Below are 15134 nucleotides of genomic sequence, written 5' to 3'. Positions count from 1 at the left end.
GGAGGTCGATTTTGGGCTCCAAATGACCGGATCTGCCCAGTTTGCGAATTCAGCGTCCGGATCTGCCCAGTTTGCGAATTCAGCGTCCGGATCTGCCCAGTTTGCGAATTCAGCGTCCGGATTTGCCCAGTTTGCGATATAGGCTGGGTCAATCCGGTCGCAGATCTGGGTGCATATCCGGTCGCGGAGACGTCGATCGTCCCTCTGCCGCATCCGATTTGCTCATCCTGCGTACGATCGGACTCAGAATGAGTAAATCGGATGTGCTGCGCCATGAATGATGCTTGTGCCGTATCCGATTTGCTCATTCTGTGTCTGCCCAATCTCAGAGTGAGCGAATCCGATGTGCTGCGCCATGAATTAGGTCCCTACCGCAATGGATTTGCTCATCCTGCGTACGATCGGCCGCAGAATGATCGGATTCGATGTCTTAAGTGCCGCATGGGGCCGGCATGGGGCTGGCCCGCATCAGCCCCGCGCTTTCCATCATCCGCGGGTGTTCGCGGTCGTCCGCGGAACTCGAATTTCCCGATTCGACCGTTGAAATCAAGCCGGTCCTGGGAAGAAATTCGAGTTCCGTTGACAGAGGGCGGACAGAGGGGCGCCCGCCAGGGGCGTGCACGTCATGGTCGACGAAATTCGCGTTCCGCGGACAGGGGCGTCAGCGGCCCCCGCACAGCCCCGATCCGCGACACGCCCGGGCGCCACGATTTGCTCTGATCGGCGTGTCCGCGGTATTATCGAACCGGTTCGATACACAAGGGTGTGTCAGTCACAAGCAGTACCCAAAACCGAAGCCGCAGAAAGCTTCGGACGATTGCCTGCCCCTGTCATCGAACCGGTTTGATACGATTGTCCGCACGCATCGCACGCCTGGGCGCGTCGGATCGGGCCAAAGGCCGCCAAGGCCAACAACTCAAGACTTCCAAACAACCATCCACCAAACCCATCACCAATGGAGGAGATGCCATGAAGAACAAGGTCCAGCTCATCACCTACGCGGACCGTCTGGGCGACGGCACCCTGAAGTCGATGACGGACATCCTGCGCACCCGCTTCGACGGCGTGTACGACGGTGTCCACATCCTGCCCTTCTTCACCCCGTTCGACGGCGCCGATGCCGGCTTCGACCCGATCGACCACACCCAGGTCGATTCCCGCCTCGGCTCGTGGGACGACGTGGCCGAACTGAGCCGCACCCACAACATCATGGTCGACGCGATCGTCAACCACATGAGCTGGGAATCCAAGCAGTTCCAGGACGTTCTGGCCAAGGGCGAGGAATCCGAGTACTACCCGATGTTCCTCACCATGAGCTCCGTCTTCCCGAACGGAGCCACCGAGGAGGATCTGGCCGGCATCTACCGCCCGCGCCCGGGTCTGCCCTTCACCCACTACAAGTTCGCCGGCAAGACCCGTCTGGTGTGGGTGAGCTTCACCCCGCAGCAGGTGGACATCGACACCGACTCGGACAAGGGCTGGGAATACCTCATGTCCATCTTCGACCAGATGGCCGCCAGCCACGTGAGCTACATCCGCCTCGACGCGGTGGGCTATGGCGCCAAGGAGGCCGGCACCAGCTGCTTCATGACTCCCAAGACCTTCAACCTCATCTCCCGCCTGCGCGAGGAGGGCGTCAAGCGCGGCCTGGAGATCCTGATCGAGGTGCATTCCTACTACAAGAAGCAGGTCGAGATCGCCTCCAAGGTCGATCGCGTCTACGACTTCGCGCTGCCGCCGCTGCTGCTGCACTCCATCTTCTCCGGCGACGTCAAGCCGCTCGCCGAGTGGACCCGCATCCGCCCGAACAACGCCGTCACCGTGCTGGACACGCACGATGGCATCGGCGTGATCGACATCGGCTCCGACCAGCTGGACCGCAGCCTCAAGGGCCTCATCCCCGACGAGGACGTGGACCGCCTGGTCGAGACGATCCACGCGAACACCCATGGCGAGTCCAAGGCCGCCACGGGTGCCGCGGCGAGCAACCTGGACCTCTACCAGGTCAACTCCACGTACTACTCGGCCCTCGGCTGCAACGACCAGCACTATCTGGCCGCCCGCGCCGTGCAGTTCTTCCTGCCCGGCGTCCCGCAGGTCTACTACGTGGGCGCGCTCGCCGGCTCCAACGACATGGAGCTGCTGCGCCGCACCAACAACGGCCGCGACATCAACCGCCACTACTACTCCACCGCGGAGATCGACGAGAATCTGGCCCGCCCGGTCGTCAAGGCCCTGAGCGCCCTCGCGAAGTTCCGCAACGATCTGGACGCCTTCGACGGCGAGTTCTCCTACGAGCTCAAGGACGACGGCAAGGCGATCGTCCTGCGCTGGAACAACGCAGACTCCGGCACCGCCGCCGAGCTCACGTTCGAGCCGTCGGCCGGCATGGGTGCGGACAACACCGCCCCCGTCGCCGCCTTGGCTTGGACCGACGCCGCCGGCAGCCACGAGACGCGCGATCTGCTGGCCGAGCCCCCGGTCGCGGCCTGAGCCCGATCGGGCACGATCGCCCGGCCAGATCCGGCCAAGTCCGATCAAGCCCGATCGCATCCGGCGGCCATCGCGCCGCCACAAACCTGTACCGTCGCCCCGACCCGCGCCACAGCGGCCGGGGCGGCGGACCGGGGATGCCCGCGGCAGCCCGCACCGCCCGGAACCGACAATGCAGTCAACACAAGAGAAGGAACCCCAATGACTGAAGAGAACAAGCCCGGTCAGGGTCTGCCCGGGGACAAGTTCGTACGCCCCGGCATCGACGACCGACCGGATCTCAATAAGGCGCTCACCCCCGAGCAGAAGGCCGCCGTGGAACGTCTGGCCATGCAGCCGAGCGACACCAAGAACATCGAGGGCAGCTCCACCGAGGCCAACGTGGCCACCGCGCAGGCCAGCGCGGCCAATCTCGCCACCGCCGTCGCATCCGTGGACGCCGCCGCCCCGGACCTGAATTCCGCGTTCAACGACATGCGCGACCCGATGGTCTCCGCGGACGGCCACCGTCCCACCAAGGCGGAGATCGTCCGACTGGGCGTCGGCTTCACGCTGTCCGCCGTGGCCTGCGCCATCTCGTGGGTGGCCCTGAGCTCGCTGATCCTGCCCGAGCTGCTCGACCAGATCGACCCGTCCTCGCGCGACGCCATGATCGGCTCCCTGAACGCGGTCGGCTCCGTGGTGGCCCTGCTCGCCAACGTGATCTTCGGCACGTTCTCCGACCTGACCCGCTCCCGCTTCGGCCGCCGCACCCCGTGGATCATCGCCGGCGGCGTGGTCACCGGCCTGTGCGCGCTGCTGCTGGGCGCCACGCACTCGCACGCCGTGATCATGGTGGCCTGGTGCGGCATGCAGCTGGGCTACAACGTGATGCTCGCCCCGTTCGTCGCCACCATGTCCGACCGCGTGCCGGACAAGGTCCGCGGCACGGTCTCCGGCTTCTACGGCGCCGGCATCGCCTGTGGCCAGACCCTCGGCTCCCTGGTGGGCGCGCAGGTCATCAAGGCCGCCGGCCTGTCCACCGGCTTCATGATGGCCGCCATCATCTTCGGTTGCATCGGTCTGGTGACCGTGGTGGTCTGGCCGCGCGAGAAGTCCAGCAGGGATCTGCCGCGCGAGCCGTTCAGCGCCAAGATGCTGCTCATGAGCTTCCGCCCGCCGCGCAACGCCCCGGACTTCTACTACGCCCTGTTCGGCCGCACCATGATGATGGCCGGCTACAACATGATCGTCATGTACCAGCTGTACATCGTCAAGTACTACACGCTGGCCGATTCCGGGCTCAAGGAGCAGGCGCTGGCCGACGAGGCCGCGAACATCATCGCCATCATGGCCACGATCACCCTGGTCGTCTCGCTGATCGCCGCCCTGATCGCCGGCCCGCTGACGGACAAGATCGGCATGCGCAAGGTGCCGGTCGCCATCGCCAGCTGCCTGTATGCGGTGGGCGTGCTCATGCCGTGGCTCATCCCGAGCGCCATGGGCATGTACCTGTTCGCCGCGATCGCCGGCTTCGGCTACGGCGTATACAACGCGATCGACCAGGCCCTTAACGTCTCCGTCCTGCCCAACCCGGACGAGGCCGGCAAGGATCTGGGCATCCTGAATCTGGCGAACACGCTGTGCACGGTCCTCGGATCGTTGCTTGGCTCCATCGTGGTGGTGATCTCCGGCCAGAACTACATGTGGATCTTCCCGGTCGCCATTGTTCTGGTGCTCGTGGCCGCGTTCCTGATCATGCGCATCAAGAACGTGAAGTAATGCTTGCGTGAGTAAGCTCACGCACTCCTTGGTTTCCCGTCCCGAGGCCCCGGCCGATGGTTTCCCTTCCATCGGCCGGGGCCTTTTGCGTGCGCCGGGGCGAGCGGGGTGATCGGGGCGATCGGGGCGCTGTCTGAATCGGCTCCTAGGCTCGGGGCTGGAAGAGGAATCATAGAGAGGAACCATCATGACCGAGGAATCTCCGAAGCCGGCCGAACAGCCCGATGAATCGTCTCAGACGCCGGCTGGGCGACCCGCCGAACAGCCCGCCGAGCCGAAGCAACCCGCACAGACGCCCGCCCCGCAGCCGCGCAAGTTCGTCATGCCCGGCGACGTGTACATCCGTCCCGGCATCGACGACCGCCCCGATCCGGACAAGGTCCTGTCCGCCGAGGACAAGGCCGCCATCGCCCGCTTGGCCGTCCGCATGCCGCAGCAGAAGAACGAGACCTCGCTGTCCCAGGCCGATCTGCAGGCCACGCGCATGGCCACCGAGGGCACGCCCGCCGTGGCCGCGGCCACCATCGACGCCGCCGTCCCGGACCCCGAATCCGCCTACATGGACATGCGCGACCCCATGGTCGCCGCCGACGGCACCCGCCCCGACAAGGCGGACGTCCTGCGCCTCAAGATCGGCTTCGTGGTGGCCGCGCTGATGTGCTCCGTGCCGTGGGCCGCCGCCACCGGCATCTTCCTGCCCGAACTGCTCGCCCGCATGAACGGCGGCCTGCCGGCCTTCGCGGTCCTGTGTCTGCTCAATGCGCTGGGGGCGATCGTGGCCTTCTTCTCGCAGAACTTCTTCGCCGCCGCCTCGGACGACACCCGCTCCCGCTTTGGCCGCCGCACCATCTGGATCATCGCGGGCGGTCTGCTCACCGGTCTGGTGATGTGGTGGATGAGCGCGCTGGGCGGCGACGCGATCCACCTTGCCTCGCACTTCGTGATGATCGTCTGGCTGGTGGCCCAGCTGTGCTACGGCCTTATGCTCGGCCCGCTGGTGAGCGCCATGTCCGATCGCATGCCGGACAAGTTCCGTCCCAGCGCCGACGCCTGGTACGGCACCGCCCTTGCCGTGGGCCAGATGCTCGGCGGCTTCGCGGGCGCCCTGTTCGTCGCCAATCTGCCCAAGGGCTTCACGTGGGGCGCGGCCGTGCTGGCGCTCGCCGGCATTGTGACCGTGGCGGTCTGGCCGCGAGAGAAGTCCAGTCTGGAGATGCGCCTGCCCGGCAACACCATGGACGACGCCTTCGCCTCCCTGCGTCTGGGGCAGATGGCCCCGGGCTTCCGCCGCGTGTTCTGGTCCCGCATGTTCATGATGGCCTCGGTGGCCAGCATCACGATGGTCGCGTTCTACCTGGTCAAGTACGGCGTGTACGCGATGTTCAGCCTTTCGGGCGTGTTCACCAGCATGCCGGCATCCGTGCCCTCCGCGATGCTCGTGGCATGGATGGGCCTTATCGCGATGATCGTCTCGCTGCTCGCCGCGTGGCTGTCCGGCCCCATCTCCGACCGCTTCGGCGCGTGGGGCCCGTCGCTCGCCGCCGCCGGATGCGTGGCGCTGGGCGCGCTGATGCCGATCCTCATGCCGGCCACCGCGCTCGGTCTGCTGCTGTTCTCCGCCTTTTCCGGATTCGGATTCGGCCTGTTCAACGCGGTGGGCCAGGAACTCGCCACGGCCGTGCTGACCGATCCGCGCGATGCCGGCCACGCGCTGGGCACGCTGAACCTCGCCTCCACGCTGGGTGTGGTTCTGGCCGCCGTCGTGACCGGCATCGCGACCACCGTGGGCGGCTGGGCGTGGCTGTTCGCCGGGTCGATCGTGATGGCAGCGGCGGCCGCCGGATTCGTGGCCAGCGTCCGGGGTGTGATCGCCGACCGGTAGCGAATGGTCGCAGCGGACGATCATGCCGTGCGCCTAAACTGCGGGTAAGGAGATAAGCGCCGTCCCGGGCCGCGCGACGTTGCCGCGAGACCCGGGCGGCACCCAAGGAAAGGGTTCCCATGAGCAGTGCGATCTGTGATCAGCTCACCCCCGAAGACGCCCAGTGGGCGGCTGTGACCGCCGCCAAGCTGGAGGCCAAGTTCGCCGCCGAGCGAGACCGCGAGGGCGCCAAAATCCCGTACATCGCCGTCGACGGCAGGTACGAGGAGAATCTGGCCGAAACGTTCCCCAGCTGGTGGACCAATGGGTTCTGGCCGGGCATCCTGTGGCAGATGTTCCATGCCACCGGAGATCCCGGCTACATGGCCACCGCGCGTACCATCGAGGAGACCACGCTGGACGGCGTGATCTCCGCGTACGAGAAGCTGGACCACGACGTCGGCTTCCTGTGGCTGCTGTCCGCCGTGGCCGATTGGAAGCTCACCCGCAACGAGGCCTCCCGCACGCGCGGCTTGCATGTGGCTACCGTGCTCGCCGGCCGGTTCAACCCGATCGGGCGGTTCATCCGCGCCTGGAACGAGATGGGCCGCGAGGGCTGGGCGATCGTCGACTCGATGATGAACGTGCCGCTGCTGTTCTGGGCCACCGATGAGACCGGCGACCCGCGCTTCGCCGAGGTGGCTCGTCTGCATGCGGACACGATGCTGAAGAACGTGGTGCGCGCCGATGGGTCGTGCAACCACATCGTGTGCTTCGATCCGGCCACCGGCGAGTTCGAGGAGGCTCCGGCCGGCCAGGGCTATGAGGCCGGTTCCAGCTGGAGCCGCGGGCAGGCGTGGGGCATCTTCGGCTTCGCGCGCGCCTACCGCCACACCGGCGACGAGCGGTATCTGGATGCCGCCAAGCGCATCGCGCACTACTTCTGCTCGCAGGTCGCGCTGACCGGCGGCATCGCGCTGGTGGACTTCCGTCAGCCCGCCGAGCCGAAGGTGTTCGACGCGATCGCCTCCTGCGTGGCCGCCGACGGTCTGATCGAACTGGCCGAGCTGGTGCCCGAGGCCGAGCGCGCGTTCTACCGCCAGTGGGCGATGCTGATCCTCAGGGCCGTGGCGGACAAGGCCTGCGACTTCGATCCCGCTCGCGACGGTCTGGTCCAGCTGTGCTCGGACAAGTACCACGACGGCCGCATCCACGTGCCGATCGTCTACGCCGACTACTTCTTCCTCGAATCCGTGCTGCGCCTGCAGGGCCGCGCGGTGGATATGTGGTGACGCGCCGGGGCATAGTGCGTTCGCGGGGCTGGTGACAATGGGTGCACAATGTGCCCACGATGTGCACCCATTGTCACCACCGGCTTTGCCGGTATGCCGTCGTTCGGTTGAGCGCTGTCATCCTGAGCGAGCGCGATGGTCCTTCCCATCCTGAGCGGAGCGCGATGGTCCTTCCGTCATCCTGAGCGGAGCGTAGCGGAGTCGAAGGATCCTTCGTCATTTCGCATTGGTCATTGACACGCAAGGTTAAGGATCCTTCGCTGCGCTCAGGATGACCGAGGTGGCCTGCTCGGGATGACGTTGGAAGACGCGAGATCGCGCCAAACTGGGCAGATCGGGACGTTTGTTTTGCAAACTGGGCAGATCGGTTCATCTGGAGGCCTAAATCGGGCTGCAAATGTGCGGATCTGCCCAGTTTGCGAAAAATGCGTCCGGATCTGCCCAGTTTGCGGGGCTTGGCGTCACGGGGAGCGGGCCGACCGTCACGGGGCGCGAACTGGCCGTCACACGGCGCGGATGGCGTCACCGGACCCGGCCGCACCGCGTGACGCAAGTCGCTCCCTGTGGCGCGCCTCACTCGAGTACATCAACATCATCCTGAGCGAAGCGAAGGATCCTTCGTCATTTCCCATTGGTTCATTCGTTGGTGGGGGAGGTGTAGGGACCCTTCGCTGCGGAACGCCCTCGCTACCTTTTCTGGGTCGTTTCATGTATTCCCAATGCGCACAATCCATCATCTGCCAACGTTTTCATCCCTGCATGATCGTTTCTGATCATTTGCGCTCAACATCGTTCATGGTCTATTCTGTGCATATCGGCAGGTTTTCCCAAGGTTGGGGTGCCGGCCGATCCGCATCGTAACAGCTGCTGGGGCGCGTAGGGGCGTACGTCGACTGGGGCGAGGCGGCACAAGGTAGTGATGGAAATAGGAAGTAGGAGCATATGGAACAAGGGAAGAGTTTCTTCCGCCGAAACAGCGGGGGAGGTGGATTCGTCAAGAAGGCGACCGTGGCGGTTGCGGCCATGGCTATGTTCGCACCTTTCGTGGTTTCGGGCACCGCGGCCTATGCGGCTCCGACCGATCCGGTCGAGGTCGTGGTCAATGGCGCTGACGTAGATGCAGCCAAGGACAAGCCCAATGGCTTGAGCTTCAAAGGCTTCGGCGTGCTGAGCGCCAACTCCACCAGTTCTCTGCTGATGGACTACAAGGCCCAGAATCCGGAAGCCTATTGGCAGATGATCAACGTGCTGTTCGGCGGGGACAACCCGATCATGAACACCGTCAAGATCGAGATGGGCAACGACCAGAACACGTCCACCGGCCCGAACGCCGCTACCATGCGTTCCGCGGACGAGTACCCGAATGTGGCACACGAGCCCGGTTTCCAGTTGGCCGCCGATGCTCTGAAAGTCAACCCGAATGTCAAGGTGAGTATTTTGCGCTGGCGCGCGCCCGCCTGGGTCAAGAGCAACGACGATGTGTACCACTGGTACAAGAATACGATTCTTGCCGTCTATCGCCAGTATGGCTACATGGTAGACTCCGTCAACCCGCACATCAACGAATCCGGCCCCAATCTTGCGTGGACCAAGGACTTTGCCAATCGCGTGAAGACGGATGATGCGGGCTTCATTGGAACCAGCGAGGATGATCCGAACGCCGGGTTCAAGAGCACCACCGAAAAGGAGCTCTTCCACAAGATCCGCACCATCATCTCCGACGAGGTGGGCACCGGTTCCTTCGGTGACGACATGCTCAAGGATAAGGATCTGCTGGCTGCGGTCGACATCGCCGGCTACCACTACAACACCGCCGATCAGGGCAACAACTTCAAGACTCTGGCCGACCAGTACGACAAGGAGATTTGGAATTCCGAGGCGCAGGCCTCCTTCTCCGTGACGGCCGATCGTCCGAACAACACCATGAACCTCGGTTCCGGTGAAGGCAATGGCACCAACAATGGCCAGAACAATGGCACGTCCGGCACCGGCATCGGTGGCATCAACTCCGCCTTGGAGATGGCCAACACCTATGTGAAGGGCTTCACCAGCTCCCGCCGCACCAACTTCGTATATCAGCCGGCCATCTCCGCGTTCTACGATGGTTTCCAGTATTCCTCCAAGGAAGTCATCACCATGCATGATCCGTGGAGCGGCGCGATCACTTGGGATGGCGCACTCGCAGTGCTCGAGCAGGTTTCCCGCTTCGCGAAGACGGGCTACGACACCGCCAACAACAACGCGGACATCTGGCGTGGCGTCCCGCAGGCATCCCGCAGCGACATCACCGACGGCAACCCGCCGGGACGCGGCAACGGTGCGAACAGCTCTCGTGGTGGTGCGACCAGCTACATGACGCTGGCCGCCCCGGACAAGTCCGACTTCTCCACGGTAATCGTCAACGACTCCCAGTACGTCAAGACGTACCGCATCAAGGCCCAGGATCTCAACCTCGGCACCGATACGACCATGGAGCTGTGGGAGACCCGTGCCGCGGACAACGGCCAGGCCTACAACGCCAACTACGTCAAGCCGTTCACCGAACTCCAGCCTGGCGCCGACGGATACTACGAGTTCCAAGTCAAGCCGTGGAGCATCGTGACCGCCACCACGCTGGACAACGCCGAGAACAAGGGCGGTGCCCTGACCGCTCGCGATGGCAAGGGAAGTCAGCTGCCTTCCAACAAGGAGTATGCGGAGGGCAACGATTTCGCCGTGCTCGACACCGACGATTCCGGCGATAAGAACGGAGACACGGGTAACGGTCTGCTGTACGCGGACGACTTCGAGTACACCGGCAAGACGGTCACGTCCTACGATCCTAAGACCGGCAAGGACGTCACCGAGGATTACCTCAAGTCCCGCGGCGGCGATACGGGCGCGACCCCGCGCTACACCAACGACACCAACGGCGCTTTCGAAGTGGTCAAGCAGTCCGATGGCAACCACGTAATGCGTCAACAGGTGGGTCCGGGCATGTATAACGGCTCGTTCAATGGTGGCGCGTGGAACTACAGCGAACCGGTCACCACGATCGGTGACTACCGTTGGGCCAACTACGAGGTATCCACTGACGTGCTGTTCGAAGCCAACGCCGGCTATGCAACCGTCGGCGCCCGCCAGTGGGGCAACAGTAGCACGGGCAAGGATGACTCGCCCGCACAGCTGCGCGTCAGGCCTGATGGTTCATGGGATCTCATGCGATTCGGCACGGTGCTGAAGTCCGGCAAGAAGACCGACAACTTCAAGACCGGCGCAAACCAGTGGAACAACATTGCCGTCAAGGTGCTCGGTGACGTCTACACCGCGTACATCAACGGCGACGAGGTGGCCACCTACACCGATGCTCAACCGCAGGCCAACGGCCGTGTCCAGCTCGGATCCTCCTTCAATTTTGTCCAGTTCGACAACCTGAAGGTGAAGTTGATTGACGGTGCCACGCCGTACTTCACGGACATGATCGACAACATGCACCAGCGCAGCTGGGAGGACAACTCCACGGCACTGCTCGCCTACAACGAAAAGTGGCAGCACCTCAACGGCCAGGGCATGTATGTCTACAAGCGTTCCGTTTCCAACTCCACCGCCAAGGGCGCGACCCTGACTTACACGTTCAGCGGCACGGGCATTGACCTGCTCGGCGGGAACAATGGCAAGGCCAAGCTCAACGTGACCGTGGACGGTGTGAAGATCGCCGCGAACGCCGCGACCATCGTCTCCGACAGCGGCAAGCCGACTACCTTCCTGTTGCGTGGCCTCAAGAACGGCCAGCATACGGTGACGTTCGAGACCGCCGACGATAATGCGATCTCCATCGATGCCGTGGGCGTGGTCAAGGCCACAGCCGATTCCAACAAGGTGGACACCACGGCACTCAGGACTGCGGTCGATTCCTATGCGGATCTCAAGGCCGAGGATTGGAACGCCGCCACGTGGGCCGTGTTCGCGGCCAACCTGGCGGAGGCCAAAGCCGCGCTCGCCGATCCGGCTGGCTATGGTCTGGATGTCGAAGGCGCGCAGGCGATCATCGCCCGTCTTGCCGCAGCCCGCAAGGCGCTGGTGGACGGATCCATCTCCGATGAGGTGATTAACCTTGGCTTCGCTGGTGTTGCCGCGACCAAGACCGATGCCTCCACGCTTCCGGCCAAGCTCACCGTCAAGGGTTCCGAGACCGCGGTGACGTGGGACGAGGATGCGGCTTCCAAGCTGGCTGCTGCCGCCGACTACACGAAGGTGACACTTTCCGGCGTCACCACCGACAAGCAGGCCGATGGCTTCAAGTACCGGTTCACCATCGAGGTGGAGGCGTTGCCCGCCAACGTCGTCTACTTCATCGATTCCGGCACCAACGGCACGGACTCCCCGGAGTACACGGCCGTGAAGAACCTGCTCGGCGCGGCATTGCTCAACGACAAGGTGGACCAGACGTCCGATGGCTCCAAGTGGGGCTATGACGCCAATGCCATGAAGGTCAAGGGCAATGTGGACATCAACGACAAGCAGGCGACCGGCCTATACTCCGATGATGACGATGTGACCTACTACCTGCCTCTCAAGGCAGGTGTGTACAAGCTCACCGCCGGCTTCCGTGAGTGGTGGGGCCAGAACAATCGTGAGTCCGCGCAGGCCGTGATCGCCGCCGATGGTTCCACGCTGGCGACTGGCGAGAACGTCAAGCTTGGCAAGGACAATCCGAACCTGACTGGTACGGTGACGTTCACTGTTCCGACCGATCAGACCGTCAAGTACGTGGTCTCCAAGGTTGGCGATGCCCAGAAGCCCGTCATCAGCTGGGTGGCCGTGGCCGAGAGCCTCGATTATGGTTTCGCCGGTGCTGCGGTCAAGGGGACGGAACTGCCCAAGACCATCACTGTCGGCGGCATGACCGTTAACGTAGCCTCCTGGGATGCCGATGTCGCCGGCAAGATTGCGGGTGCCACTGACTACACCAAGGTGACCGTTTCCGGCAAGACCACTGCGAACAAGGCGTTCACCGCCGAGCTTGAAGCCCTGCCTGAGAGCCTGCAGTACTTCATCGATTCCGGTACCGGTGGCAAGGATTCCCCGGAATACGCCGCCGTGAAGGCCGCCGTGCCCACGCTGCTCAACAACAAGGTGGATCAAGAATCCGATGGCACGACTTGGGGTTACAACAAGGATGGCCAGTCCGTCTATGGCTCCGGTGACATCAACGATAAGTTCTCCACCGGCCTGTGGGCTGGCAAAGGCAAGTCGACGATCTACTATCTGCCGCTTGAAGCGGGCACCTACACGCTGACCGCGGGCTTCCACGAGTGGTGGGGCGTCTCTCGCAGCATGAAGGTGTACGTGCTTGGCGCTGATGGCAAGGAACTGTCCAACGGCAACGCCGATCTGTCCGGACAGGCGCCCAATGTGACGTCCTCCGGTATCTTCACTCTGACGACCGCTCAGACCGTAACCCTCAAGGTTGACGGTGTGAGCGCGGATCCGGTGATCTCTTGGCTCGCCGTCTCCGGCAAGGCCGAAAAGCCCGTCGAGACGACCGATCTGGGTGTGTTCGCCGCCGTCTCCGGCAAGGATCTGCCGACGGAAGTCGCGGGCAAGACCGTGGCTTGGTCCGAGGATTCGGTCGCCGCGTTCAAGGGCGCTTCGGCATATCAGACCGTTGCGGTCACTGGCACGACGGGCGAGGGAGAAGCGCAGCAGGCCGTCAAGGCCACCGTCGAGGTGATCCCCGAGGGACTGACCTACTTCATCGATTCCGGTACGGACGGCACGGACTCCCCGGAGTACACCGCCGTCAGGAACGCGGTCGCCGATCTCGCCAACGACAAGGTCGATCAGACCTCTGATGGCTCCAAGTGGGGCTATGACGCCAATGCCATGAGGGTCAAGGCCGGAACCGACATCAACGATAAGCAGTCCACCGGTCTCTACTCGGATGACGACGACATCGTCTACTACCTGCCGCTCAAGGCCGGTACGTACACGCTGGATGCCGGATTCCGTGAGTGGTGGGGTCAGAACAATCGTGAGTCCGCGCAGGCCGTGATCGCCGCCGATGGTTCCACGCTGGCGGCCGGCGAGAACGTCAAGCTCGGCAAGGACAATCCGAACCTGACTGGTACCGTGACGTTCACCGTTCCGACCGATCAGACCGTCAAGTACGTGGTCTCCAAGGTGGGCGATGCCCAGAAGCCGGTCATCAGCTGGGTGGCCGTTGCCAAGCAGAAGGATGCGCCTGCCGTGGACAAGACCGCTCCGGTGTTCACTGGTGTGGAGGATGCGTCGGTCGCGTTCGGCGGGGACTTCGATCCTCTGGCCGGGGTGACCGCGTCCGATGACGTGGACGGCGACGTGACCAAGTCCGTCACCGTGTCGCCCGAGTCCGTGGATACGTTCAAGGCTGGTGACGTTGAGCTGACCTACACGGTTGCGGATGCGGCCGGCAACACGGCCACCGCCAAGCGCAAGGTCACGGTCAAGGCCCAGGACCTGACGGCCCTGAAGGCCGCGGTCGACGAGGCTGGCAAGCTGGTCGAGTCCGACTACACGCCGGAGTCGTGGTCCGTGTTCGCCGAGAAGCTGGAGTTCGCCAAGGGATTCCTCGGCGATCCGCTGGCTTCCCAGCATGACGTGGACGCCGCGGTCGCGGAGTTGAAGAAGGCTCAGGACGCTCTGGTGAAGGCCGACAAGCCGTCCGTGGACAAGTCCGATCTTCAGGCCGCGGTCGATGCCGCGGGCGAGCTCAAGGAGTCCGACTACACGGCGGAGTCGTGGGCGAAGTTCGCGTCCGCGCTGGCCATGGCCCGGGACGCGTTGGGCAACGCCCAGTCCCAGGACGAGGTCGACCAGGCGCTCTGGCAGCTGGTCGAGGTGCGCGACGCTCTGGTGAAGGCGGACAAGCCGTCGGTGCCGGACACGTCCGCGCTGACGGACGCGGTCGCGAAGGCCGATCAGGTGGATCCGGATGACTGGGTGGCCGATGAGGCGTGGCTGGCGTTCGAGAAGGCCCTGTCGGGCGCGAAGACGATCCTGCTGGACCCGTCCTCGTTCACCCAGGCCCAGGTCGACCAGGCGCTCAGGGACCTGACCGACGCGCAGGCCAAGCTGACCCCGGCCGCCAAGCCCCAGCCGGTCCGCAAGCACCTGCTGGCCGCGCAGATCCAGGAGATCCAGGATCTGATCGACGCGGGCCAGCTGGCCGCCTCCGACTGGACGGCTGATTCCTGGAAGGCGCTCGAGGACGCGTTGGCGCATGCCTACGACGTGTACCGCGACCCGTCCGCCACCCAGGAGCAGGTCGACCAGGCCCGCGAGGCTCTGGTGGGCGCGTGGAAGGGCCTGGTGAGGGCCGACAAGCCGGTGGTGGACAAGTCCAGGCTGGCCGCGCTGATCCAGGAGATCGACGACCGCATCGCGGAGGGCTCGCTGGCCGAGTCCGACTGGACGGCCGGCTCGTGGAAGGCGCTGCTGGACGCGAAGGATGCCGCGCTGGCCGTGTGGAAGGACCCGTCCGCCACCCAGGAGCGTGTTGACGCCGCCCGTCAGGCGCTGTCCGACGCGTGGAAGGGCCTGGAGCCCGCCAAGGGCGAGCCGGTCGTCAACAAGACCGCTTTGCAGGCGCTGGTGGACGAGTATTCGAAGCTGACGGCGACGGATTACACGGGCGTCTCGTGGAAGCCGTTCGAGGCCGCGCTCGAGGCCGCGAAGACGGTGCTGGCGAAGGCTGACGCCACGCAGTC

General features: G+C 64.3%; 5 protein-coding genes. All 5 read left to right on the top strand.

Annotation, left to right across the window (positions count from 1 at the left end; all coding sequences use genetic code 11):
- Positions 1–969 precede the first annotated feature (969 nt).
- Positions 970–2493 carry a sucrose phosphorylase gene (gtfA, locus tag EMO90_RS11450; protein WP_150354864.1) on the top strand — a complete coding sequence of 508 codons (1524 nt, stop codon included), beginning with the start codon at positions 970–972 and terminating at the stop codon, positions 2491–2493.
- 201 nt (positions 2494–2694) lie between these two features.
- Entirely contained in the window at positions 2695–4254 is a 1560-nt protein-coding gene (locus EMO90_RS11445; RefSeq protein WP_150354863.1) for an MFS transporter, read from the top strand.
- A 187-nt stretch (positions 4255–4441) separates the two neighbouring features.
- A complete protein-coding gene (locus EMO90_RS11440; RefSeq protein WP_150354862.1) occupies positions 4442–6136 on the top strand; it encodes an MFS transporter in 1695 nt (564 codons plus the stop codon).
- A gap of 119 nt (positions 6137–6255) precedes the next feature.
- Positions 6256–7407, top strand: a complete 1152-nt coding sequence (locus EMO90_RS11435; protein ID WP_150354861.1) for a glycoside hydrolase family 88 protein — start codon at positions 6256–6258, stop codon at positions 7405–7407.
- Between the two features lie 942 nt (positions 7408–8349).
- Positions 8350–15134 (top strand): immunoglobulin-like domain-containing protein (locus EMO90_RS11430; protein WP_150395003.1); only part of this gene is annotated, 6785 nt, incomplete at its 3' end.

The sequence above is a fragment of the Bifidobacterium vespertilionis genome (assembly GCF_008698145.1).
Lineage (GTDB): Bacteria > Actinomycetota > Actinomycetes > Actinomycetales > Bifidobacteriaceae > Bifidobacterium > Bifidobacterium vespertilionis.
Note: the sequence above shows the minus strand (reverse complement) of the source record. Positions and strands in the feature narration are given on the sequence as shown.